Here is a 24,040-nt window from a genome sequence, read left to right as displayed (position 1 = left end):
CTACTTATCTAGAGCGGATCATCGTACCGAACGCTTGCTCGGTCAGAATTTCTAACAATAAAGAATGCTCAATGCGGCCATCAATGATGTGCACTGAATTCACGCCGCTCTTAGCCGCATCCAATGCAGAAGAAATCTTCGGCAACATGCCGCCAGAAATAGTGCCATCAGCAAAGAGTGCATCAATTTCTCGCGCAGTTAAATCTGTCAGCAACTTACCGTCTTTATCCATCACGCCCGGAATGTTAGTCATCATGACCAACTTCTCTGCATGAAGAATTTCGGCCATCTTGCCAGCCACCAAGTCAGCGTTAATGTTGTAAGCCTGACCTTCTGCACTAAAGCCGATAGGAGAAATCACCGGAATAAACGCGTCATCTTGCAGAGCTTTGACCACCGCAGGATTAATTGCCTCGATCTCACCAACAAAACCGATATCAACCATCTTGCCCGGCTCTGTATCGCTAGGAATCTTCATTTTCTTAGCATGAATCAATCCACCGTCTTTACCAGTTAAGCCAACAGCCTGGCCGCCAAAGTGGTTGATCAACATCACAATGTCCTGCTGAACCTCGCCACCTAGAACCCATTCCACTACTTCCATGGTTTCTTCATCAGTTACGCGCATACCTTGAATAAAAGTACCGGTCTTACCAATCTTCTTTAAGGCCTCATCAATTTGTGGGCCTCCGCCATGTACCACCACTGGGTTCATGCCGACCAGTTTTAACAAGATGACGTCGCGCGCAAAACTTTCTTTTAGGCGCTCTTCCACCATCGCGTTTCCGCCGTACTTAATCACAATAGTCTTGCCGTGATAAGCACGAATGTAAGGCAGCGCTTCAGCAAGAATCTCCGCCTTTAATAAAGGAGAGATATCACTAATAGTTGGTAAATGCTTAGTCATCGCTACTTAAAATTTATTCGCCAAATAATTTTTGACGGAGTTCACGACGCTCTTGAGCCTCAAGAGATAGATTGGCTGTAGGCCTTGCAATTAAACGGTTCAAGCCGATTGGCTCACCAGTTTCTTCGCACCATCCATAGTCGCCAGACTCAATGCGCGCCAATGCTTGCTCTACTTTTTTGAGCAGCTTGCGCTCACGATCACGCGTGCGCAATTCCAATGCATGCTCCTCTTCGATCGTTGCACGATCGGCAGGATCAGGAACCAAAATATTTTCACGCAGATGCTCTGTTGTCTCGGAGGCATTCTTCAAAATGTCGTTTTTTAGAGTGAGCAGTTTTTGACGGAAAAAATCTAACTGCGCAGCACTCATGTAGTCCTTGTCGGACATCTTGAGCAATTCCGCCTCAGTTAATGGAGCACCTTTTGCAACCTTAGCGCTCGCAGCTTTACTGCTAGCTTTTGTAGCAGTCGCTGGTTTTGTTGCTGTTTTTACCGTCATCTCATTCTTTCCTGGTTTAAAGCATTATTGCCTCATTCTGCCAAACTTTTACGGCCCTTTTATTAATATTCATCAATATCGGCCGTGGCGGCGGATTGTACCCGAATCTTGCTAGGCCAAACAGCCCTCAAGCCCAGCCAATAGGGTGTCCTTGGGCAAATCGATGCCTATGAAGACCATCCGGGTTTGCTTGGGTTCTGCGCCCCACGGACCGGCTAAATCACTGCCCATCATCTGGTGAACGCCCTGGAACACCACTTTTCGACTACTTCCCTTCACATAGAGTACGCCTTTATAGCGCAACATCTTCTCTCCAAAGACCTCCAAAATGCCTCCCAGGAAGTCTTCCAACTTTTTGTGATTAAAGGGTTTATCACTACGAAAAACAAAGGATTGGATGCGATCTGTGTGTCCTGCATGGTCATGATGCTGATGGTCATGACTATGGTCGTGGCCACAGGTACTGTGATCGTGGTCATGGTCGTGTCCATGATCGTGCCCACAATGCTCATGGTCGTGATCATCCTGCTCCAAGAAATGGGGGTCGATATCCAGCTTGGCATTGAGATTGAAGCCCTTGAGGTCTAAGACAGCATTTAAAGGCACCACGCCCTTAGAAATGCCTGCAATAGGCGCTCTTGGATTCATATGCATTAAGCGATTACGTAAGGCATCTACTTCGGCAGGCGTCACTAAATCGGTCTTAGTAATAAAGATTTGGTCGGCAAAGCCAACTTGGCGCTGAGCCTCTTCATGCTCATTGAGTTGTTGCTGACCGTGCTTGGCATCCACCAGGGTCACCACGGCATCCAAAACATAATGGTCCGCTACATCATCATCCATAAAGAATGTCTGGGCAACGGGGCCAGGATTGGCAACACCCGTGGTTTCAATGACAACGCGATCAAAGCTAATCTTCTTATCTTTGCGTTGCTCCCAAAGCTCATTTAAAGCATCCACGAGATCACCACGAATGGTGCAGCAAATACAACCATTACTCATTTGCACAATGTTCTCTTGGTTGTCTTGCACCAAGATATCGTTATCAATATTCTCTTCGCCGAATTCATTCTCAATCACGGCAATTTTTTTGCCGTGCTCTTCAGTCAAGATGTGTTTAAGTAAAGTGGTTTTGCCGCTTCCCAAGAAGCCCGTCAAAATCGTTACTGGAATTAATGCCATGGATGATCCAATCAAAATCTAAAAGCCAACAGTTCCCAAAGCGGGAAACCTTCTATCTTACCGAGTTCCTCAGCCTTTGCCAGCCTTTGCGCGGGGATGCGCTTTATCGTATGCCTGAGCTAGGTGCTGAAAATCTAAAGACGTATAAATCTGGGTACTAGCAATGCTGGCATGCCCCAGCATCTCCTGTACTGCACGTAAATCCTGTGAGGATTGCAGCACGTGGCTTGCAAAGCTATGGCGCATCATATGAGGGTGCACATGGGTGGGTAAACCAGCACGCATAGCTAAAGTGCGCAATCTCGCTTGCACCGTACGCGGCGATAAACGCTTACCTGTTGCCGACAAAAACAAGGCGATGGATTCTTCTGGATAAGTTCCAGCATCGCGCAGCTCTCGCCACGCAGCAAGTGATTTCATCGCAGGCACACCAACAGGCACTGAACGTCGTTTGCCGCCCTTACCTAAAACTGTTACTTCAGCAGCATCCCAATCTAACCAGCCAGCAGATTCCTGTTGGCGATCTTTGCTTTGCATTACATCAATCCCCAAGAGCTCTGAAAGGCGCAAGCCAGAGGAATATAGCAAATCAATAATGGCAGCATCGCGGATGGATTCCAAATCCTTTTTTTCTTCAGCCTCTTTGACGGCTTGATTTACCAAGGAAAGAGCCTGCTCGACCGATAAGGCCTTGGGTAGAGACTTCAGACGTTTGGGTGCCTTGACGTCGTCAACCGGATTGGCGATTAAATTGCTGGTTACCTTGCCGGCACGGGCATCGCGCCTGGCATCTTTTTCAGTAAGCCAGTCATACCATCCTCGCCATGCTGAAAGGGCTCTCGCAATACTTCTTGAAGATTTACCTTTGGAATGTAAGCGGCCGGCCCAACGACGTACATGGCCGTTACTCACTCTTAACAACTCAATATTGTCTTCAAGTGCAAAGTTTTGCAGGTCACTCAGGTCCATGCCGTACGCTTTAAGCGTATGCGGCGAAAGTTGACGCAACACATGTAACTCATGCAAATACTCTTGCATGAGAGGATGTAGTTCAGTCGACTTTAATTTCATAAGCCTGGATACGATCCAAAGCTGCAGCAGTTAATTCGGCAATTTGACGCAAATAGAAAGCGCCCATATCCGCCGTAAAGCGGGATTCATCCTTGCTGGCTAACAGCAATACTGCGGGCGATTGAGCGGCACCAATACTCTTGCCTAATGGCAACCCAATGGCCACCATGCTTTGCCATTCAGAATCAATGCTTGTCTGGCTTGCTAACAAATCTACGCTGGCTGCCGCCAACTCCTTAGCAGAGCCGCATAACGGGGTGTCTACCCAAGGGCCAAAAGCAGAGTTAGGCGACAGTAATTGTGCAGCCTCTACTTCGAATACTTCGGCTAAGCCCGAAGTTATCGCCGCCTCCACATCAGCCTTATTGTTGGACTTCATCAAACGCAATAACCAAGCAACCAAACTTTGTTGGGTTTTGTCATTACGACTTCCAAAGTGCAACATCTCACTTAAGCGACGATTGAGCTCTTGATTTTGTGTACGCAATACCGTCATCTGACGCTCTTGCAAAGAGATCGCACGATCCTCATGTGGATGCTTAATCCGAATCTCATTAAAGAGATCAGCGTAACGCTCAAAGAAGCCTGGGGTTACACGCAACCACTCTGCAACCAATTCTTCTTGCTCGGCTTGTTTTGGATCGATTGCGCTCATGTATTTCTTTCTAATGATGTTCTTTTGTTAACCAAGTTTTTTACGCAAGAGCTCATTGACCTGACCAGGGTTTGCTTTGCCTTGCGAGGCTTTCATGATCTGGCCAACGAGAGCGTTAAACGCCTTCTCTTTACCCGAGCGGAACTCTTCAACCGATTTCTGGTTAGCCGCTAACACCTGATCAATGATGGCCTCAATGGCTCCACTATCACTAATTTGTTTCAGCCCTTTGGCGTCAATCACCTGATCAACGGTACTGATAGCTTTACCTGCAATCGCTTCTTCCCAAAGAATGGCAAAGATATCTTTAGCGATCTTGTTGGAGATAGTGCCATCAGCCACACGCGTTAGTAATGGCGCTAAATGCTCCGCTTTTAATGGCGCGTCAGCAGTAGCAATACCTGCACGATTTAAAGAGGAAGCAAATTCACCAGCAATTAAATTGGCCGCGGCTTTTGCCAATGGCTTACCTACGATTACTAATAGCTCTTCAAATACTTTTGCGGTATCACGATCTTGCGTGAGCAACTGCGCATCGTAAGCACTTAAACCAAACTCGGTTTGCCACTGCTCGCGTAATTGGGCTGGTAGCGCAGGCATTTTGCTACGGACATCTGCAATCCATGCATCATCAATCACAACGGGCAATAAGTCAGGATCGGGGAAGTAGCGATAGTCGTTAGCATCTTCTTTACTACGCATACTGCGGGTTTCTTGCCGATCAGGATCGTAAAGTCGAGTTTCTTGAACAACGGTACCGCCATCCTCAATCAATTCGATTTGACGACGCACTTCGTGCTGAATGGCCTCTTCCAAAAAGCGGAAGGAGTTCAAGTTTTTAATTTCGCAACGAGTACCAAATTCAGTCTGGCCTTTGGGGCGAACCGAAACGTTCGCATCGCAACGGAAAGAGCCTTCTTGCATATTGCCGTCACAAACCCCAAGCCATACCACCAAGCCATGCAAAGCCTTGGCATAAGCAACGGCTTCAGCAGCGCTGCGCATGACTGGCTCTGTCACGATCTCGAGGAGTGGTGTACCTGCGCGGTTCAGATCAATCCCGCTAGAAGGTTCGCCATGAGGGCCTGTAAAGCCCTCTTCATGGACGGATTTACCAGCATCCTCTTCCATGTGGGCGCGCGTCAATTCAACTACTTTAATTTCATCCCCGACCAAGATCTCAAGATGACCGCCAACAACAACCGGGATATCCATCTGGCTGATTTGATAGCCCTTAGGTAAATCAGGATAGAAATAGTTTTTGCGAGCAAAAATACTTGCTGGAGAAATCTTCGCATTCACTGCCAAACCAAAACGAATGGCATGCTCAACAGCCTGACGATTAAGCACGGGCAAAACACCAGGTAGCGCTAAATCCACTGCGCATGCTTGCGTGTTTGGGGCTGCGCCAAAGCGCGTACTTGCACCGCTAAAAATCTTGGATTGAGTTTGTAGCTGAGCGTGGGTCTCTAGACCAATGACGACTTCCCATTGCATCATGCCACCTCACTTGCTGGACGCAAATGCCAATCGCTGGCTTGCTGATATTGATGGGCCACTTGCAACAAGCGCGCTTCAGAAAAATAATTACCAATGAGCTGCATGCCAATTGGCAAGTTGTTTATATTAAATCCACAAGGAACACTCATCGCCGGCAAACCTGCCAAGTTTGTAGAAAGCGTATAAATATCTTCTAGATACATTTGCACTGGATCTTTAGATTTCTCGCCCAAACGCCAAGCTACATCAGGGGCTACAGGCCCCAGGATGACGTCACATTGATTGAATGCAGCTTGAAAGTCTGCAGCAATAATGCGACGAATTTTTTGTGCCTGCAGGTAATAAGCATCATAGTAACCATGACAAAGAACATAGGTACCAATCATGATGCGGCGCTTTACTTCAGCTCCAAAACCTTCGGTACGTGACTTAGCATACATATCATTGAGATCGCGATACTCATTGGCACGATACCCATAACGCACACCATCAAAGCGACTCAAGTTACTCGATGCTTCTGCAGGCGCTAAAACGTAATACACCGGAATAGAGAGTTTGGTTTTTGGCAGACTCACATCAATCAATGTAGCGCCTAAATTTTCTAAAAGCTTGGCTGCTTCATTAACGGATTTCGCTACATCGCTTGCCAAACCTTCAGCAAAGAATTCTTTTGGCAAACCAACACGCAAACCTTCCAATGGTTTTGCGGGATTGGTATTACCTTCTTTCCAATGTTGATTGAGGTAACGACCGTAATCTTCACCAGAATCAGCCAAGGAGGTGGAGTCACGCGGATCATGCGAAGACATTGCAGACAGCAACAAGGCGCAATCTTCTGCAGTTTTGCCCATCGGCCCAGCTTGATCGAGCGAGGAAGCGTAAGCAATCATGCCGTAGCGCGACACGCGCCCATAACTCGGTTTAATACCGGTTAATCCACAAAAAGCTGCTGGCTGACGGATTGAGCCGCCAGTATCTGTACCGGTAGCGATCGGAGCCAAACCAGCGGCTACAGCTGCAGCCGAGCCGCCCGATGAACCGCCAGCCACGTGGGCAGAATTCCATGGGTTTAGTACAGGGCCATAGGCAGAGTTCTCATTAGACGAGCCCATCGCGAACTCGTCCATATTGGTTTTACCCAAACAAACCATTCCAGCGCCATGGGGATTGTTTTCATCAGGAATTCCCAGATTGGCAACCACAGTGGCATCAAAAGGACTCTGATACCCAGCCAAGATTTTGGAGGCAGCAGTCGACTTCCAGCCACGGGTTACGAAGACATCTTTGTGGGCAACAGGGATGCCCGTCAACTTACCAGCTTTTCCTGAAGAAATGAGCTTGTCTGCTTTATTTGATTGTTCTAAGCTTAAGTGAGCGCTCACATCAAGATATGCATTCCACTGTTTTCCAGCTTCAATACGGTCTAAAAAGTACTGGGTTAGCTCTGTGCTGGAGACCTCTTTTGCAGCCAGTGCTTTTGACATCAAAGCGATGGGGGTGTTGTGCCAACTCATTCGATCACCTTTGGCACCAAGAAATAGCCGTCATGCTGAGCAGGGGAAGATTGCATGTTTTCGGCACGATGGTCTGATTCGGTAACCTGGTCAACACGCATGGGTTGGGCCAAATCACGCAAAAAGAGGATTGGGTGAGCCAAAGGCTCAAGACCACTTGTATCAACGGCCTGCATTTCCTCAACCAAGGAAAAAATGGCCTGTAATTGAGGCAAAACTGCCTCGGCTTCTGCCTGGTTTAACTCAAGCCTAGATAGGTGCGCAATGCGCTGGACATCATCAAGTTTCATGGGACGAGAGTATCATTCCTATATATTTTCATTAACACTTTCTATTTTCCCACTACATCATGTTTGGTTTTTTCCGCAGCTACTTTTCCAATGACCTAGCCATCGACCTAGGAACCGCTAACACCTTAATTTATATGCGTGAGCGGGGTATTGTCCTCGATGAACCTTCTGTTGTGGCAATTCGCCAAGAAGGTGGGCCAAACGGCAAAAAGACCATTTTGGCCGTCGGCAAAGAGGCAAAAGCGATGCTGGGTCGTGTTCCAGGGAATATTGAGGCCATTCGCCCAATGAAAGACGGCGTGATTGCCGACTTCACCATCACCGAACAAATGCTCAAGCAATTTATCAAGCTTGTGCATGAAAGCAAATTATTAAAGCCAAGTCCACGCATCATCATTTGCGTTCCTTGCGGATCTACCCAAGTTGAGCGTCGTGCGATTCGCGAATCCGCATTAGGTGCTGGCGCATCACAAGTATTCCTCATTGAAGAACCAATGGCAGCTGCAATTGGTTCTGGCTTGCCTGTCTCAGAAGCTGCGGGTTCGATGGTTGTCGACATCGGCGGCGGCACAACTGAAGTTGGCGTCATGTCATTAGGTGGCATGGTTTACAAAGGCTCTGTTCGTGTTGGTGGCGATAAGTTTGATGAAGCGATTACCAATTACATTCGTCGTAACTACGGGATGTTGATTGGTGAACAAACTGCTGAACTGATTAAGAAAACGATTGGCTCAGCTTTCCCTGGCGCTGAAGTGCGCGAGATGGAAGTAAAAGGTCGCAATCTTTCTGAAGGTATTCCACGTAGCTTCACTGTTACTAGCAACGAAATTCTGGAAGCATTAACTGATCCATTGAATCAAATCGTGACTGCGGTAAAAGCAGCTCTCGAGCAGATTCCACCTGAGTTGGCATCCGATATTGCTGAACGCGGCATGATGCTTACTGGCGGCGGAGCCTTATTGCGCGACCTCGATCGCCTCTTGCTCGAAGAAACTGGTTTGCCAATTCATGTGGCAGAAGATCCCTTAACTTGCGTGGCTCGTGGTTGCGGTATCGCACTCGAGCGCATGGATAAGTTAGGCGGAGTGTTCTCGCACGAGTAAGCGACATACACGTCGACCAGGGAATTGCAACATAGCGCTCCACCACTTTTCAGACAGGGCATTCCGGCCTTACTTAAACTGATTGTCTGTCTGTCGATCAGCATCGCTCTGATGCTGATCGATTTTCGTTTCAAAGCACTCGACCCCATTCGCAACAACGTCAATTGGATTTTGCGTCCACTTGAATATGTCATGATGGCGCCGCGCAATGCCTTTGAAGCAACGTCTGAGTATTTCACAACCAGATCGACTCTTGATCAAGAAAACCAAGTAATGAAAGTGCGTCAAGCAGAGCTTTCTTTGCTGGCAAATCAATCTGAATTTTTGATGGTGGAAAACCAAAACCTGCGCGAGCTTATGACCTTGCAAAAACAGGTTCCATTCAAAACATTGCCGGTAGAAATTCTATTTAACCCACCCAATCCCATTTCACAACGCATCGTAATCAATCGCGGCAGTAATGACGGCCTAAAGCTTGGAAACCCGATTGCCAATGATTCCGGGATTTTGGGCCAAGTGGTCCGTCTCTATGAGCGCTCTGCTGAGGTTTCCCTGTTGGAAGACCGTGATTTTGCGGTTCCAGTCCAAGTGGCCCGCAATGGCCTTCGTGCAGCCGTATTTGGCGCAGGGCGCGGCAATCCACTAGAGCTTCGCTACCTCCCGGTAGCCAGCGATTTGGAAGTTGGCGATATTTTGCTGACCTCGGGCATTGATGGCGTTTACCCTCCAGGGTTTGCAGTAGCAGTGATTAGCAAGATTGAGCGCAATGTCGATAAGAACTCTTCTAACGTCTTTTGTGTTCCCGTTGCGGCAGTAAATCGCTATCGTCAAGCGCTTGCACTGTTGTACGATCCGCAACTCGATGCCAAAGCAGCTACTGTGAATAACAAATCCACTTCTGGTGCACCACTAAGCAATACACCCGGCAGACGCCAAACTCGCGCGCGAGGTATGCAATGATCGATTTCCAGAGCGGCTATATTCTGCGCCCGGTAAATCCGGTCTTCATTTATTTCAGCTTATTTTGTGCACTGCTATTAAACCTATTGCCCATTGGTAATTACGGTTGGGTGCCAGATTGGTTAATCCTGTGTATTGTGTTTTGGAACATTCATCAACATCGCTATGTCAGCGTCATCACCGCCTTCATTTTGGGCTTGATGATCGATGTACATAATTCCGATTTATTAGGATTGCACGCCTTTAGTTACTCTTTGGTCGCCTACCTTGCTATTTCATGGCACAGGCGCATTGTGGCCCTGACCGTTCTTTCACAAGCATTGCACCTACTTCCTATTTTCTTATTGGTATCGCTATTTCCTGTGTTGGCACACTGGCTACTCAGCGGTGAACTCTATTGGTGGGCTTTAACAGGCGCGATCCAGGCTTTGATTGAAGCAATGCTTTGGCCACTAGCTACCCGCATCTTGCTTGCGCCCCAACGTCGCCCTATAGATGTTGATCACAATCGACCCCTTTAAGAAGCGGAATGGTTTCTTTTAAAAAACCGAATCTCGACTCTTTTCAAGAGCGCATTCATATTGCGACTCTATTTGTCACGTTTTGCTTTTTACTACTCATCACGCGTCTTGTGTGGCTGCAGCTAGTAAGCCACGGAAAATACGCACTGCTAGCTGAAAGTAATCGCATTGCCTTGGTTCCGGCCCCGGCAAATCGCGGACTCATCATTGATCGTAATGGCATTGTCATTGGCCGAAATTATTCTGCCCTCACGCTAGATGTGAATGCTGAAGAAGTCAAAGGGAATGTAGATCAGCTCATCAACGATCTTTCTGAAATCGTTGCCATTTCACCTCGGGATCGTCGGAATTTCAAGCGTTCGCTAGAGGATTCTCGAAATATGGGCACTTTTCCCCTGCGCTCCATGCTCAATGAGACCGAAACTGCCCGTTTTATGGCCAATCGCTATCGCTTTCCTGGGGTAGAAATCCGGGCTAGAAGCTTTCGGGAGTATCCGTACAACGAATTAGCCTCGCACCTGATTGGCTATATTGGTCGCGTTTCGCAGCGCGACAAAGAGCGGATGCAGACTGAAATTGAGGGTGCTAAAGCAGATGATCCTGATGCATTGCAGGCTTCATTTTTGCCGGGCATTCAGTACGTTGGCAAGATTGGTTTAGAGCAAAGTTATGAAACTGTATTGCGTGGCGTGCCTGGTTACGATCAAGTAGAAATTACTGCGGGCGGCAAACCGGTGCGTACACTTTCAAGCTCCCCTTCAGTTCCCGGCAAAAATGTAGTTCTCTCCGTTGATATCAAGCTCCAATATTTAGTTGAGCAACTATATGGAAATTTCCGCGGTGCATTTGTGGCCATTGAACCAGCGACAGGTGATGTATTGGCTTTTGTCTCTAAGCCCAACTTCAATCCGAATGATTTTGTTGAGGGCATTGATTCAGTGACCTGGAAAGAGCTCAATGACTCACCACAGAAGCCACTCTATAACCGCCCACTAAAAGGGATCTATCCACCTGGATCCACTTACAAACCTTTCATGGCATTGGCGGCCTTAGAAAATAAAAAGCGCACACCATCACAAACAATTTCGGATCCTGGTTACTTTGACTTTGGTAACCATACCTTCCGGGATGATAAAAAAGGTGGTCACGGAATTGTCGACATGCAAAAGTCGATTGTTGAATCTTGTGACACGTATTACTACATGCTTGCCCGAGACATGGGCGTCAACATGATTGCCGATTTTATGAGGCCATTAGGCTTTGGTCAAATTACTGGCATCGATTTACAAGGCGAAGCAAGAGGTGTTTTGCCATCCACCGAGTGGAAGAAAAATACTTTCAAAAAACCTGAGCAGCAAAAGTGGTACGAGGGTGAAACTATTTCCTTAGGCATTGGGCAGGGTTACAACGCTTTCACAATTTTGCAATTAGCTCATGCCATGGCAAACGTAGCTAATAACGGTATTGTGATGAAGCCTCACTTAGTCAAAGCTATTGAAGATCCATTTACTCGCAACAGAGTGCTGACAACCCCAAAAGAAAGTTATCGCATCGATCTCAATGCTGAGAATATTGAAGTGATCAAGAAGGCTATGGTCGAGGTTAATAACTCTGGCACATCTGCCGCAGCATTTAAGGGCACTGGATATCAAGTGGGCGGAAAAACCGGAACTGCGCAGGTATTTAGTTTGAACTCCAAAGATTACAAACATGGATCCACAGCAGAATTTTTGCGCGACCATGCCTTGTATATCGCATTTGCTCCAGCGGATAAACCAACCATTGTGATTGCGATGGTTGTAGAGAACGCAGGCTTCGGCGCGCAGTATGCCGCTCCGATTGCACGTCAAGCATTGGACTACTACATTGAGGGCAAGTGGCCCAAGGAGGTTCCTGAATGGAAAAGAGCCCCTTAATCAAAGTTAAAGGATTTTTCTCAAGCATCTTTGCGGGACTAGATCGCCAGCTAGGCTTTATTCTGCTTGGCTTAGCTGCCGTTGGCTTTTTTACTTTTTTATCTGCAAGTCAAAATACACCCGTACAAATTGCAGATGAATTGCGCAACCTCGCACTCTCGTTTTTAGTGATGTGGATCGTTTCACGTATTCCACCTAAGTGGTTAGAGATGGGTGCAGTTTGGATTTATGGATTTGGTGTTGCCCTCTTAATCGCAGTAGCCGCATTCGGACTCATTAAAAAAGGTGCTCGTCGCTGGCTCAATATTGGAGTTGTCATTCAGCCATCCGAGATCATGAAGATTGCAATGCCACTCATGCTTGCCTGGTACTTTCAAAAGCGGGAAGGCATTCAAAAATCCTGGGACTATGGTGTTGCTGCAGTGATCTTAGCTATACCGGTTTTTTTAATTGCACGCCAACCAGACTTGGGAACGGCGTTACTCGTTTTTGCAGCAGGGCTATACGTCATCATCTTGGCGGGCCTACCGTGGAAATGGATACTGCCATTTATTGGTTTGGGTGTTATTGGCATTTTGTTAATTATTATTTTTGGCGGCACTATTTGTGCGCACGATGTAGTGTGGCCATTTGTGCACGACTATCAAAAGCATCGCATATGTACTTTGCTAGATCCAACTAGCGACCCGCTTGGTAAAGGCTTTCATACCATTCAATCTATGATTGCTATTGGCTCTGGTGGATTCTTTGGCAAAGGTTGGTTCCAAGGAACGCAAGCACATCTAGAATTTATTCCAGAAAAACATACTGACTTTGTCTTTGCAGTGTTCTCTGAGGAATTTGGTTTGTTGGGCAACCTGATATTGATTGCCTTGTTCTTTGCGCTCATTAAAAGAGGTTTAGCGATCTCGGCGAGTGGGCCAAACTTATTTACGCGTCTGTTAGGTGCGTCAGTGACTTTAATTTTCTTTACCTATGCATTTGTCAACATTGGCATGGTGAGCGGCCTCTTGCCGGTAGTTGGTGTGCCACTTCCATTTATTAGCTATGGAGGCACTGCATTAGTGACGCTCGGATTTGGCGCAGGAATGTTAATGAGCATCCATCGTCACCGTCGTTTAGTGCAAAGCTAACTCAGTGCAGTGATGCATTTGATTGATTGAAATTTTTGCAGGAATAAAAAAGCCCGGCATGCCGGGCTTTTTTATCAACAAAGGAAGAATTACTTCTTACGCTTGTTAACTGAATCTTTAAATGCTTTACCAGCAGAAAACTTAACAGTCTTTGCAGCAGCAATTTTGAGTGGCTCGCCAGTTTTTGGGTTACGACCCATACGTGCAGCACGTTTGCCAGAAGCAAAAGTACCAAAGCCGATCAGTTGTACTGAGTCACCTTTAGTAACAGCTTTGATAATTGTGTCGATTGCAGAATTCAATGCGAATTCAGCTTTGGCTTTAGAAATCTCCGCGTCGTCAGCAATCGCTGCGATTAGTTCGGCTTTGTTCAAGTGAAGCTCCTTATAGATATTGATGTCAGCGCACATTACGCTTACATGATTTTAACCACAAAAAATTACAAAAATAAAGTTGCGTTACAGCAATTTTTTACTACGACTACAAATTACTCATCCAAAACGGTGATATCAGAAACAAAATACTCGGTATCGCCAAAACAGGTTGTTGGCAAACCAATGTGTTGCTCATACTTTAGGGCAACCTTTTTACCTAAATTAGCATTTATTTTTTGCGCCACAGCATCTTCTCGCACCGTAAAGAGGAATTTTTCTGACATTGTGCCTGGCATAGAAACCATGGCCAATTCACCTTCCCAGGTTTTACATATATAACCGCGATTAGAGAATTTCTGGACATACCCTGCGCGTTCACCGCTGCCATAGCTCCAAGTTAGCATTCCCCACGTATAGACCGAAATACCCACTAACCCAATTAAAACAAGGCTTAAGAGCCACTTTATAAAGCTATTCATAAGATCATCCTTAGCAAAACTCCACATAAACCCTAAGCCGGTTTTCAAACCCTCTGCTTGAAGTATATGAGTATCCGAGCATAAGAAATAGTCAATTTAGGGCTGGCATACAAATTAAAATACTAACAATTACCTCACTTAGACAAAGCTCATGGAAATTCGCCACATCATCTTTTTTATTTTTATAGCATCGGCTGTTTATGTCTATTTCAGAGGAAAGGTTCGTTTTGGGGTTGTTAGATCTCTTACCGACTACCAAGTGCTTCTAGCCCCCGTAAATGCACTTTTGTATTTATTTTCAAAAGTAAAACCTGGCGCTTTTATTCCAGTAAGCCAATTTCCTGAAATGCAGCCCGTCCAAGATAACTGGGAAATGATTCGGCAAGAGGCGCTTTCTCTGCAAGAAGGTGGCTCCATTGCGGCCGCAACGGGATACAACGATATCGGCTTTAACTCCTTCTTTCGGACTGGTTGGAAGCGTTTTCACCTCTGCTGGTATGGAAAAGAGGTACCCTCAGCTCAAGCGGGTTGCCCCAAAACAGTTGCACTGCTTAAATCAATCCCCTCAGTCAAGGCTGCCATGTTCGCATCTCTGCCCCCTGGAGCAACGCTGGTGCGCCACCGTGACCCCTATGCGGGCTCCTTGCGGTATCACATTGGCCTAACGACTCCCAACGACCCCAAATGCTTTATTGATGTAGATGGGGAGCGTTATTTCTGGAAAGATGGCGAAGCGGTCATGTTTGATGAAACTTACATTCATTTCGCTGCTAATGAAACAGATCAACAAAGAATCATCTTATTTTGCGATGTCGAGCGCCCAGTTCATACAAAGGCAGTTGCTCTATTCAATCGCTGGTTTGGACGCTATGTCATGAGCGCCGCATCATCCCAAAATGTTGAAGGTGAAAAAATAGGTTTCGTAAATATTTTGTTCACCTATTTCTACCATCTCCGTGCACAAGCTAAAAAACTCAAAGCAAAACATCGCTCCGTTTATTACGTGGGCAAATGGGTGCTCATTTTGGGAATATTGTGGGCAATATTTTGGTAAGGGCCGACCTTTAAATCAAGGGCTCAACAACTGCACAATTTGCTCGGGACTGATAGGCCCCCAAATTTCCACTCGTTTCTTGCGGCTATTTTGACCAGAAACAAACTGAATTTGTTTTTGAGGCACCCTTAATTGCTTAGAAAGCCAAGCCAATAAGAGCTCGTTCGCTTTATTTTCAAGGGCAGGTGCCTGTAAAGAAATTTTTAAACAGCCGTCATGCAGGCCAACGACCTTAGTCACCTTGGCTCCTGGCTGACAATGTAAATTTAAGGTAATTCCGGCGGGGGTTTGTTTTAACCAAATAGGCGTCATTAAAGTACTTTAAACTGAAAGCATGACGATGAAGAATTCTCAAGCTCTAGAACAGCTATTTGCCAATAATCGCACCTGGGCGGAAAGCATGGTGGCAGAGGATGCCAATTTCTTTAAACGCCTCGTTTCTCAACAAGCCCCTGAATATCTGTGGATTGGTTGCTCTGATAGCCGAGTACCAGCGAATGACATCGTGAACTTGCTGCCTGGTGAATTATTCGTTCACCGAAATGTTGCAAACGTAGTGGTTCATACTGATTTGAATTGCTTGTCTGTTATTCAATTTGCGATTGATTTGCTTAAGGTAAAACACATATTAGTAGTAGGTCACTATGGCTGCTCTGGTGTCCATGCGGCACTAACTGATAAAAGAGTTGGCTTAGCTGACAACTGGTTGCGTCACGTTAAGGATGTACATCAAAAACATGAGCGTTATTTGGGCGATGCTATTCCAACCCCTAAACGACAAGATCGACTTTGCGAACTCAACGTCATTGAGCAGGTTGTTAACGTTTGCGAAACCACCATCGTGCAAGATGCTTGGGCGCGCGGACAAGACCTCACTGTTCATGGCTGGGCATATCGCCTTGAAACTGGCCTAGTGAATGATTTAGGAATGTCGAGCAGCTCCATTGAAGAAATGGCTGAGCGCTATGCCAAATCCGTAAAGCGTTACGAATCAGAGCAAAACTAATTTGCTGAAGTCTTTTTCCAACCAAACAGTTGTTGTTCTACTCAAGCTTCTTGCCCTTCTGCCTTATAGGCTGCTGGTTGAGTTGGGTTACGGGCTTGGATATATTGCGGCGCGCGTTCCAAGCGATAGAAATCGAGTAGTAAAAACAAATCTCCATTTGTGCTTTCCAAACTTAAGTCCATCTGAAGTCGATAGTCTTGCCAAAGAGCATTGGCGATTGCTTGGGCGCAGTCTGGTAGAGAAAAGTATTATCTGGTGCGGCAGCTCTAAACAACTCAGCAATATGATTGAGGTGAAATCAGCAGTTGACCTCTCTAGTAGAAAACCACGCATCTTAGTAAACATGCATTTCACAGGAATTGAGGGCAGCATTATTTTGAGCGCCCTCTCCAAGGAAAAACGTTGGCCGCGCACCTCGGGCTTTTTTCAGAGAATGAAGAATCCTTTTTTTAATAAAAGAATTGTGGAATGGCGCAATCGCTTTGGTGGGAACTCAATTGATCGCCAAGGTAATGCAAAGGCGATCATCCGAGAAATTCGCAATGGAGATTTCATCATCATCGCACCTGATATTGATCTCGGTCTTAAGGATTCTGAGTTTGTGCCATTTTTTGGAATTCAAACAAATACCATCACCACTATCTCGCGTTTGGCAAAAATTACTGGTGCCGACGTTTGCTTAATGACCACCACATTAAAAGCAGATGAGTCGGGTTACCTTTGCGAAATTGGGAAGCCTTTAGAGAATTTTCCTGGGGCAGACCCCAAGTCTGACACCGCACGCCTTAATCAATACTTTGAAGAAGAAATTCGACTTCGGCCGGCCGAATACTACTGGGTTCATAAGCGCTTTAAAAATCGCCCAGATAATGGTCCGAGCCCCTATAACCCTTCTATCTAGGGGCCTTTTGTCCTATCATTAAGGGATGACTGAACGTATTGGGCTATTTGCCGATCTCCACAGCAATTTAGAAGCTTTTGATGCCTGCATGGCTCGTGCCGAGGAACTTGGCGTTACTCGCATGGTGTTTCTGGGTGACCTCGTGGGCTATAACGCTGATCCTGTTGCGCTGCTTGAGCGCATTGCCACGCTCGTAGAAAATAAAAAAGCGATTGCCCTTCTTGGCAACCATGATGAGGCTGTTTTTAAAGATAGCCGTAATCAAATGAATGCCAGCGCCAATGCCGCCATTGAGTGGACTAAATCTCAACTCAACAATGACCATGTAGATTTCCTTAAAAATCTTCCTCTGATGGTTCAAGAAGATCAGATTTGTTTTGTGCATGCCTCTGCCTACAATCCAGCAGAGTGGAATTACATTACCGACAGCATGAGTGCATGGCGTTGTGTACAAAGCTCTGGTAAAAACTACACTTTTGTTGGTCATGCCCATGAGCAAGCGCTTTTTTATCAAAGCGCTGTTGGGAAACTCATTCGATTTGCACCACACCCTGGTGATGAAATTCCGGTACTACCTCATCGCCAATGGGTAGGTGTTGTTGGCTCTCTTGGTCAACCTAGAGATGGCAATCCAGAGGCCTGCTTTGCTGTTTTTGAGCCCGCTTCAGAAGCGCTGACATTTCATCGTACGCCCTACGATCACTACACTGCCGCAGAGAAAGTACGTCGCGCTGGCCTGCCAGAAGACCTGGCAAACCGCCTCATCACCGGCAAATAAACAATGCCCATCAACACCGACATTCAAGCAGTAGACGATATATTTCAAGAAGGCAAAGTAGTAGATGGATTTGTTTTAGGCAAGGAAGTTCACCGCGGCGGAATGGCTAGCCTTTTTTCTGCAACTAAAGAGGGAATAGATGTCCCTATCTTGCTGAAAATCCCGCGTGTTGGCAGAGATCAACCGGTTGAAAGTTTGATCGGCTTTGAAACCGAACTCACTATCTTGCGCTCCCTAAAAAGTCCTTACGTTCCTCAATATTTAGGTTCAGGCAATATGGCCACGCGCCCGTATATTGCAATGGAAAGAGTTGAGGGCCGCCCATTAGAGGATTACATCAAGGAAGGCAAAGTATTTACGATTGATGAGGTAGTTCGCATTGGGGCAGATTTAGCGCAAGCTGTTCAATCACTGCACTCACAAGATGCCATTCACCTAGATGTCAAGCCTGAAAATATTTTGATTGATGAGAAGGGGAAGTTAACACTCATTGATTTTGGATTGTCGCACCACGCTCGATACCCGGACTTGCTTGCAGAAGAGATGCGCAAAGGTATCGGCTCTGCACCTTATATTTCTCCCGAACAAGTAGCCGGCATTCGCTCTGATTCGCGCAGTGATATTTTTTCCATTGGCGTGATCATGTACGAGCTGCTAACTGGCGAACTGCCATTTGGCAACCCTCAAACGATGGGTGGTCTGCGTAAGAGAATGTGGGCTGAGCCCTTTCCACCACGAGCTATTCGTAGGGAAATTCCGCGCTGGTTACAAGAGGTAGTGCTGAGATGCCTGGAGCCACGCGCTGCAGATCGCTATCAAAGTGCTGCGCGTTTACGTCAAGTATTACGAGATCCCGAAGGCGTTACGCTCACAGAACGCGCCGACCGCGTTGAACCGCCTAGCTTTTGGGAAAACCTCAAAGGGATGTTCAAAGCCGCTGGTTACGAGCCCTCCCCAAGCCCACGGCCGAGTATGGGCAGCCTTGATGCACCCCTTATGATTGCCGCGATAGATACCCGTCAATCCGATGAAGATTTGCGTGAGCGCATGCAAACCACAGCAAAAAATTTATTGCAGGCCTATCCTGAAAGTCGCTTAATTTGCTTGAGCACGATTGCCAGTACGCCAACCTACGAAGGCAATCATGAAAGCCAAACCGCTAGCGGTATTGTGCGTGGGCACCTAGTGCAACTGATGGATTGGGCAAAACCACTTAAATTACCACCTGAAAGAATTTCTTATCACGTACTTGAGGCGCTTGATCCTGCCTCTCGAATCGTTGAATTTGCCAAAGACAATGATGCATCCCTTATTTTGATTGGGGCATCACATAAGTTGCCTAATAAGGTAACGCCTTGGAGAACCTCGATGACCAAAATCGTCGAGGAGGCCCCTTGTAGCGTTCACATTGTTCGCACTTAAAGATTATTCGGGCAAACGGGGCAAGCGCTCAGCGCCCGCTGGTATCTGATGCTTGGCCATATTCATCTCCATGGCCAGGAAGGTGTAATACCCTGCAATCCCCGCTAAATCGATTGCCCCCTTTTTACCAAAACGCTTCTCTATTTTGGCAAATGTAGCATCTGAAACCTGCTTATATCGTTGCAGCTCAATAGTGAAATCGTAGACCATCGACTCATCCTCACTCATGCCTTCGGGTCTTCTACCCTCTTTTAATGCCTGAGCGATTGCTGGCTTTAATCCAGCTTTGATGGCAATCGGATAATGAACATACCACTCATAGTCTTGCGTCCACTCACGTGCGGTAATCAGAATCGCAAACTCACTTAAGAGACTATCGAATGCAGAGTTATAGCGCAGATAGTCGCCCATAGCACGGGCATTATTCATCAGCTTCGGGCTGTACATCAGCATGGCAAAAGGCCCCCATGGGGCCTTTTTACGTGTCACCTCAAATTCCTTGGCAGCCTTTTGCTGGTCTGGGGTATATTGCTCAACTGGAATTTCTGGAAGGCGTGTTTGAGCAAGCGCTACTTCACTAAATGCCAGCATTGCTATGAATAACGAACAAATTTGCTTTCTTTTCACAGCGCCTCCAGATTAAAGAATCACTTCATCTTCTCTTGTCGCTGATCCAAAATAATTTCAGGCTCCTGTGCCTCAATCCAATTGTCGCGATTGAGCACACTAGTGAGCCGCTTTTGATCAAGCTCGCCAGTCCATTTCGCAACCACAATCGTAGCCACGCCATTACCAACCAGGTTTGTTAGCGCACGCGCCTCTGACATAAAGCGATCGATGCCGAGAATAATGGCTAGGCCCGCAACCGGAACATCTCCGACAGCAGAAAGGGTGGCTGCCAAAACAATAAAGCCGCTACCAGTAACGCCTGCTGCACCCTTAGATGTGAGCAACAGCACTAGCAAGAGCGTGACCTCCTGCATGAGTGTCATCGGCGTATTGGTTGCTTGCGCAATAAATACTGCGGCCATTGTTAAATAAATAGAGGTGCCATCTAAGTTGAATGAATAACCTGTTGGAATAACAAGACCAACACAAGTCTTCTTGGCGCCCAATAGCTCCATTTTCTCCATCATGCGTGGCAAGACGGATTCGGATGATGAAGTACCCAAAACAATTAACAACTCTTCTTTGATGTAGCGCACGAATTTAAAAATATTGAACCCATTAATTCGTGCAATGATTCCTAAAACAATAAATACAAAGAGCAAGCAAGTTAAATAAAACGAGCCCATGAGTTTGCCCAATGAGAACAAAGAACCAATGCCGTATTTGCCAATGGTGAATGACATTGCGCCAAATGCGCCAATAGGCGCAAACTTCATAATCACACCAATCATGTCAAAGAGAACATGGGATGTTTTTTCAATTAAGTCGAACACCATCGTTCCGCGACCACCGAACTTATGTAAGGCAAATCCAAACAAGATTGCAATGAAAAGGACCTGCAAAATTTCACCCTTAGCAAATGCATCAACTGCACTGCTCGGAATAATATTCATTAAGAAATCCGTAGTGGTGCCCATTTTTCCGGGCCCGGTATATGCAGCAATTCCTTTGGTGTCTAAGCTTGAAGGGTCGATATTCATGCCTGCGCCAGGCTGAAGTACATTCACAATGACCAGACCAACCACCAAAGCAATCGTGCTCACGATCTCAAAATACAACAGGGCTAGTCCGCCAGTTTTGCCAACCTTCTTCATGTCCTCCATGCCGGCAATACCCAGAACTACCGTGCAGAAAATAACGGGGGCAATTAACATCTTGATGCCTTTAATGAAGGCATCCCCAAATGGCTTCATTTCTGTACCCAAGCTTGGGTAAAAATGGCCTAGCAAAACACCAATTACAACCGCTGTAAGTACTTGAAAATAAAGGATTTTATAGATTGGTGGTTTTTTTAATGTAACGGTCATTTGGTCATCCTTTATTGAATTATGAGCAGGCTTTTTTATTTCATCTGCCCCCATATTAACTCCAGGCCAATAATTAGCCCCAATACCGGATAATGCAGGCATGGAAGAAAAAGTACGCGTCTCAAAATTACTCTCTGAGCTTGGTCTTTGCTCGCGTCGTGAGGCAGACTCGTATATTGAGCAAGGTCTGGTAACGGTAGATGGTGAAGTGGTGAACGAATTGGGCGTGCGCGCCTATCGTCATCAAAAAATTGAGCTGCAGTCTGGCGCTAAAGCCCAGCAAGCCTCTCGCATTACTGTCATTCTGAATAAACCCGTTGGTTACATTTCTCACTATGATGATGAGCAGGAATATCAACCAGCGGCCTCTTTGATTACCCCTGAAAATTACTTTGCCAGTGCGCTTGATAAAGGTAGAAGCCCTCGCTTTAACACCAAAGGGCTGGCGCCAGCAGGTAGACTAGATATTGACTCTACGGGCATGCTAGTTCTGACTCAAGATGGTCGCATTGCCAAATTATTGATTGGTGAAAATAGCCCCGTTGAAAAAGAATACTTAGTACGCGTAGAGGGGGCCCTCTCTTTCGAAGATTTAGATCGCCTAAAACATGGCCTCTCTCTTGATGGGGTAGAACTCAAACCTGCACAGGTTAGCTGGCAGAATGAAGATCAACTACGCTTTGTGTTGCGTGAAGGGCGTAAGCGCCAAATTCGTCGGATGTGTGAGATGGTGGGCCTCAAAGTGATAGGCCTCAAACGCGTCAGAATGGGTCGCATCTCATTGGGACCGCTTCCTCCCGGGCAATGGCGCTACGTAGGGGCTCATGAGCAGTTCTGAAGCACCTTGGCACGCTTATAATTGCCTCCGAACTTAGATACTCAACGCAGAATTACCATCGAAACTCTTACCTCCAGCACTCCAGGCGCAGAAGTACTTAGACGTCGCAGCTTTGCGATCATCTCTCACCCAGATGCGGGTAAAACTACGCTTACAGAAAAGTTACTGCTGTATGCGGGAGCTATTCAGATTGCGGGAAGTGTTAAGGCTCGCAAAGCTAGCCGTCATGCAACATCTGACTGGATGGAAATTGAAAAGCAGCGCGGCATCTCTGTAGCAAGTTCGGTGATGCAAATGGAATACCGCGATTGCATCATTAACCTATTAGATACACCGGGCCACCAAGACTTTTCAGAGGACACTTATCGTGTGTTGACTGCGGTTGACTCCGCTCTGATGGTGATTGATGCTGCTAATGGTGTTGAATCTCAAACATTGCGCTTGCTTGAAGTTTGCCGTGCGCGTAATACGCCTATCGTGACATTCATTAATAAGATGGACCGCGAAGTTAAGCCCCCAATGGAATTAATGGATGAGATTGAAACTGCGCTTGGCATAGAAGTGGTGCCCTTCACTTGGCCAGTTGGCATGGGTAAATCCTTTGCTGGAGTGATTGATATCGCCAATGCTCGTATGCGCATGTTCAAAGCAGGTGAAGATCGCGTGACCGAAGACTCACATGCAGTAGTTGCTATAAATGATCCAGCCCTTAAAGAGCGTCTGGGCACAGACTTAGAAAATGCCCTTGCTGAAGTGGAGCTGATCAAAGAAGCAATGCCAGCCTTTGATCTCGAAGCCTTTCTGGCTGGCCGCCAGTCACCGGTCTTTTTTGGTTCAGCTATCAACAACTTTGGTGTACGCGAGATTCTCAATACATTGGTTGAGCTCGCACCATCGCCAGGCTCACGTAAAGCCTTGCAACGTGAGGTCAGCCCTGCCGAGAACAAGTTCTCAGCAGTTGTATTCAAGATTCAGGCCAACATGGATCCAGCACATCGTGACCGTGTAGCTTTTTTACGCATCTGTTCTGGCCATTTTCAGCGCGGCATGAAACTCAAGATTTGTCGCAACGGTAAAGAAGTACGAACCAACAATGCGCTATCTTTCTTATCGCAAAGACGGGATATTTTGGATGAGGCTTTTCCAGGCGACATCATTGGCTTACCAAATCATGGCTTGCTGCGATTGGGTGACACCTTAACCGAAGGTGAGCAATTGCAATTTACGGGGCTCCCATTCTTTGCACCAGAAATTTTCCGTATGGTTGAATCTGCCGATCCTTTGCGCTCTAAGCAATTACGCACTGGACTGATGCAATTGGGTGAAGAGGGCGCTATTCAGGTCTTTAGGCCAATGGCTGGGGGCACCATGCTACTTGGCGCCTTTGGTCAACTTCAATTTGAAGTGGTAAGTCATCGCCTCCAAACTGAATATGGTGCAGAAGTGCGTCTTTTGCCGGCCCGATATAGCTTGGCTCGTTGGGTTAGCTCAGACGATCCTGTTGCGCTGAAGAAATTTACTCAAGAAAATATCCACCGTATGGCAGAAGACGTAGTGGGCGCATCTGTTTTCTTGGCATCACATAAATCAGAGCTGGATGTTGCCCAACAACGCTGGGAGTCCATTCAATTCCATGCCCTCAGAGAGCATGCCGGATTAATTTATCAATCCGATTTAGCAGGCTAATTCGCCCAGCGGTTGCATTAAATTAGCGTGTGGTTTTGCAATCAAAGACCGCAAACAACTGCGTATCACTACTTCTAAACGAGGCCACTTTGCCGTACTGTGCGCAATAAGCACCGGCTTTCTGAGTTAATTGCTCAATTGATTCACCACTACTATTTAGAAAAGTAACGTGATTAGAATCTGATGCATCGGTATATACCGCAGCACAAGCGCTCAAAATAGATGCGCAACATATAGTCAAAATAGAAGACTTCATCAATACATTCATTTAA

At 46.6% G+C, this 24,040-nt stretch carries 26 protein-coding genes; 12 read left to right on the top strand and 14 right to left on the bottom strand.

The window, feature by feature from the left end; translation table 11 throughout:
• Positions 1-4 precede the first annotated feature (4 nt).
• From argB to gatC, 8 genes are all read right to left on the bottom strand, one after another.
• Positions 5-907 (bottom strand): acetylglutamate kinase, encoded by a 903-nt coding sequence (gene argB, locus VC159_RS01020; protein ID WP_215321158.1) that lies wholly within the window; start codon positions 905-907, stop codon positions 5-7.
• Between the two features lie 13 nt (positions 908-920).
• Entirely contained in the window at positions 921-1,298 is a 378-nt protein-coding gene (gene dksA / locus VC159_RS01015; RefSeq protein ID WP_072582887.1) for an RNA polymerase-binding protein DksA, read from the bottom strand.
• Positions 1,299-1,520: 222 nt separating this feature from the next.
• Positions 1,521-2,591, bottom strand: coding sequence for a GTP-binding protein (locus tag VC159_RS01010; RefSeq protein ID WP_323472417.1), 1,071 nt, complete (start codon positions 2,589-2,591; stop codon positions 1,521-1,523).
• Between the two features lie 69 nt (positions 2,592-2,660).
• Entirely contained in the window at positions 2,661-3,662 is a 1,002-nt protein-coding gene (locus tag VC159_RS01005; RefSeq protein ID WP_215358755.1) for a tyrosine recombinase XerC, read from the bottom strand.
• The gene (locus VC159_RS01000) at positions 3,643-4,317 is read right to left on the bottom strand and encodes a DUF484 family protein (RefSeq protein ID WP_215358756.1); all 675 of its coding nucleotides are present in this window, start codon (positions 4,315-4,317) and stop codon (positions 3,643-3,645) included. Before VC159_RS01000 ends, VC159_RS01005 begins: the two co-directional genes overlap by 20 nt.
• 27 nt (positions 4,318-4,344) lie before the next feature.
• On the bottom strand, positions 4,345-5,814 hold the full coding sequence (gene gatB / locus VC159_RS00995; protein WP_323473545.1) for an Asp-tRNA(Asn)/Glu-tRNA(Gln) amidotransferase subunit GatB: 1,470 nt from the start codon (positions 5,812-5,814) through the stop codon (positions 4,345-4,347).
• Positions 5,814-7,331 (bottom strand): Asp-tRNA(Asn)/Glu-tRNA(Gln) amidotransferase subunit GatA, encoded by a 1,518-nt coding sequence (gatA, locus tag VC159_RS00990; protein ID WP_323472416.1) that lies wholly within the window; start codon positions 7,329-7,331, stop codon positions 5,814-5,816. Before gatA ends, gatB begins: the two co-directional genes overlap by 1 nt.
• Positions 7,328-7,621, bottom strand: a complete 294-nt coding sequence (gene gatC, locus VC159_RS00985) for an Asp-tRNA(Asn)/Glu-tRNA(Gln) amidotransferase subunit GatC (protein WP_216243125.1) — start codon at positions 7,619-7,621, stop codon at positions 7,328-7,330. Before gatC ends, gatA begins: the two co-directional genes overlap by 4 nt.
• Before the next feature lie 59 nt (positions 7,622-7,680).
• Here gatC and VC159_RS00980 point away from each other — a divergent pair, with 59 nt between their 5' ends.
• Genes VC159_RS00980 through rodA form a run of 5 tightly spaced genes read left to right on the top strand, consistent with a single transcriptional unit; the run spans position 7,681 to position 13,254 of the window.
• Complete coding sequence (locus tag VC159_RS00980; protein ID WP_068319852.1) at positions 7,681-8,724, top strand: rod shape-determining protein; 1,044 nt, start codon at positions 7,681-7,683, stop codon at positions 8,722-8,724.
• 24 nt (positions 8,725-8,748) lie between these two features.
• Positions 8,749-9,684 carry a rod shape-determining protein MreC gene (gene mreC, locus VC159_RS00975; RefSeq protein WP_215358759.1) on the top strand — a complete coding sequence of 312 codons (936 nt, stop codon included), beginning with the start codon at positions 8,749-8,751 and terminating at the stop codon, positions 9,682-9,684.
• Entirely contained in the window at positions 9,681-10,205 is a 525-nt protein-coding gene (gene mreD, locus VC159_RS00970) for a rod shape-determining protein MreD (RefSeq protein WP_215321165.1), read from the top strand. Before mreC ends, mreD begins: the two co-directional genes overlap by 4 nt.
• An 8-nt stretch (positions 10,206-10,213) precedes the next feature.
• On the top strand, positions 10,214-12,121 hold the full coding sequence (mrdA, locus tag VC159_RS00965; protein ID WP_323472415.1) for a penicillin-binding protein 2: 1,908 nt from the start codon (positions 10,214-10,216) through the stop codon (positions 12,119-12,121).
• Complete coding sequence (gene rodA, locus VC159_RS00960; protein WP_323472414.1) at positions 12,103-13,254, top strand: rod shape-determining protein RodA; 1,152 nt, start codon at positions 12,103-12,105, stop codon at positions 13,252-13,254. The genes mrdA and rodA overlap by 19 nt, the downstream gene beginning before the upstream one ends.
• Positions 13,255-13,343: 89 nt before the next feature.
• Here the strand turns inward: rodA and VC159_RS00955 are convergent, their stop codons facing one another.
• Together VC159_RS00955 and VC159_RS00950 are read right to left on the bottom strand one after the other, a co-directional pair.
• The gene (locus VC159_RS00955; protein ID WP_011903860.1) at positions 13,344-13,664 is read right to left on the bottom strand and encodes an HU family DNA-binding protein; all 321 of its coding nucleotides are present in this window, start codon (positions 13,662-13,664) and stop codon (positions 13,344-13,346) included.
• 77 nt (positions 13,665-13,741) lie between these two features.
• Positions 13,742-14,155 (bottom strand): hypothetical protein, encoded by a 414-nt coding sequence (locus VC159_RS00950; protein WP_323472413.1) that lies wholly within the window; start codon positions 14,153-14,155, stop codon positions 13,742-13,744.
• A gap of 109 nt (positions 14,156-14,264) precedes the next feature.
• Here VC159_RS00950 and VC159_RS00945 point away from each other — a divergent pair, with 109 nt between their 5' ends.
• Positions 14,265-15,161: an aspartyl/asparaginyl beta-hydroxylase domain-containing protein gene (locus VC159_RS00945; RefSeq protein WP_323473544.1), complete on the top strand. Its 897-nt coding sequence runs from the start codon at positions 14,265-14,267 to the stop codon at positions 15,159-15,161.
• Positions 15,162-15,176: 15 nt separating this feature from the next.
• Here VC159_RS00945 and VC159_RS00940 read toward each other — a convergent pair whose 3' ends face one another.
• The gene (locus VC159_RS00940) at positions 15,177-15,473 is read right to left on the bottom strand and encodes a DUF167 domain-containing protein (RefSeq protein WP_323472412.1); all 297 of its coding nucleotides are present in this window, start codon (positions 15,471-15,473) and stop codon (positions 15,177-15,179) included.
• A gap of 22 nt (positions 15,474-15,495) precedes the next feature.
• On the opposite strand from VC159_RS00940, the gene can reads away from it, so the two are divergent.
• From can to VC159_RS00920, 4 genes are read left to right on the top strand one after another with little or no spacing between them, the layout of a single operon-like run.
• Positions 15,496-16,167: a carbonate dehydratase gene (gene can, locus VC159_RS00935; RefSeq protein WP_323472411.1), complete on the top strand. Its 672-nt coding sequence runs from the start codon at positions 15,496-15,498 to the stop codon at positions 16,165-16,167.
• A 1-nt stretch (position 16,168) separates the two neighbouring features.
• Positions 16,169-17,068 carry a lipid A biosynthesis acyltransferase gene (locus tag VC159_RS00930; RefSeq protein ID WP_323472410.1) on the top strand — a complete coding sequence of 300 codons (900 nt, stop codon included), beginning with the start codon at positions 16,169-16,171 and terminating at the stop codon, positions 17,066-17,068.
• 25 nt (positions 17,069-17,093) lie between these two features.
• Positions 17,094-17,846 (top strand): metallophosphoesterase family protein, encoded by a 753-nt coding sequence (locus VC159_RS00925; protein WP_323472409.1) that lies wholly within the window; start codon positions 17,094-17,096, stop codon positions 17,844-17,846.
• A gap of 3 nt (positions 17,847-17,849) precedes the next feature.
• The gene (locus VC159_RS00920; RefSeq protein ID WP_215358767.1) at positions 17,850-19,268 is read left to right on the top strand and encodes a serine/threonine protein kinase; all 1,419 of its coding nucleotides are present in this window, start codon (positions 17,850-17,852) and stop codon (positions 19,266-19,268) included.
• 3 nt (positions 19,269-19,271) lie between these two features.
• Here VC159_RS00920 and VC159_RS00915 read toward each other — a convergent pair whose 3' ends face one another.
• The gene (locus tag VC159_RS00915) at positions 19,272-19,895 is read right to left on the bottom strand and encodes a carboxymuconolactone decarboxylase family protein (protein WP_251367733.1); all 624 of its coding nucleotides are present in this window, start codon (positions 19,893-19,895) and stop codon (positions 19,272-19,274) included.
• Positions 19,896-19,915: 20 nt separating this feature from the next.
• Positions 19,916-21,244 (bottom strand): dicarboxylate/amino acid:cation symporter, encoded by a 1,329-nt coding sequence (locus VC159_RS00910; RefSeq protein ID WP_323472408.1) that lies wholly within the window; start codon positions 21,242-21,244, stop codon positions 19,916-19,918.
• 100 nt (positions 21,245-21,344) lie between these two features.
• On the opposite strand from VC159_RS00910, the gene VC159_RS00905 reads away from it, so the two are divergent.
• Together VC159_RS00905 and VC159_RS00900 are read left to right on the top strand one after the other, a co-directional pair.
• Positions 21,345-22,082 carry a pseudouridine synthase gene (locus tag VC159_RS00905; protein ID WP_323472407.1) on the top strand — a complete coding sequence of 246 codons (738 nt, stop codon included), beginning with the start codon at positions 21,345-21,347 and terminating at the stop codon, positions 22,080-22,082.
• Between the two features lie 57 nt (positions 22,083-22,139).
• Positions 22,140-23,768: a peptide chain release factor 3 gene (locus tag VC159_RS00900; protein WP_323473543.1), complete on the top strand. Its 1,629-nt coding sequence runs from the start codon at positions 22,140-22,142 to the stop codon at positions 23,766-23,768.
• A 22-nt stretch (positions 23,769-23,790) separates the two neighbouring features.
• On the opposite strand, the gene VC159_RS00895 is transcribed toward VC159_RS00900, so the two are convergent.
• Positions 23,791-24,036, bottom strand: a complete 246-nt coding sequence (locus VC159_RS00895) for a hypothetical protein (protein WP_323472406.1) — start codon at positions 24,034-24,036, stop codon at positions 23,791-23,793.
• Positions 24,037-24,040: the final 4 nt, after the last annotated feature.

Origin of the sequence: Polynucleobacter sp. JS-JIR-II-c23, assembly GCF_035011225.1 — a bacterium.
Lineage (GTDB): Bacteria > Pseudomonadota > Gammaproteobacteria > Burkholderiales > Burkholderiaceae > Polynucleobacter.
Note: the sequence above shows the minus strand (reverse complement) of the source record. Positions and strands in the feature narration are given on the sequence as shown.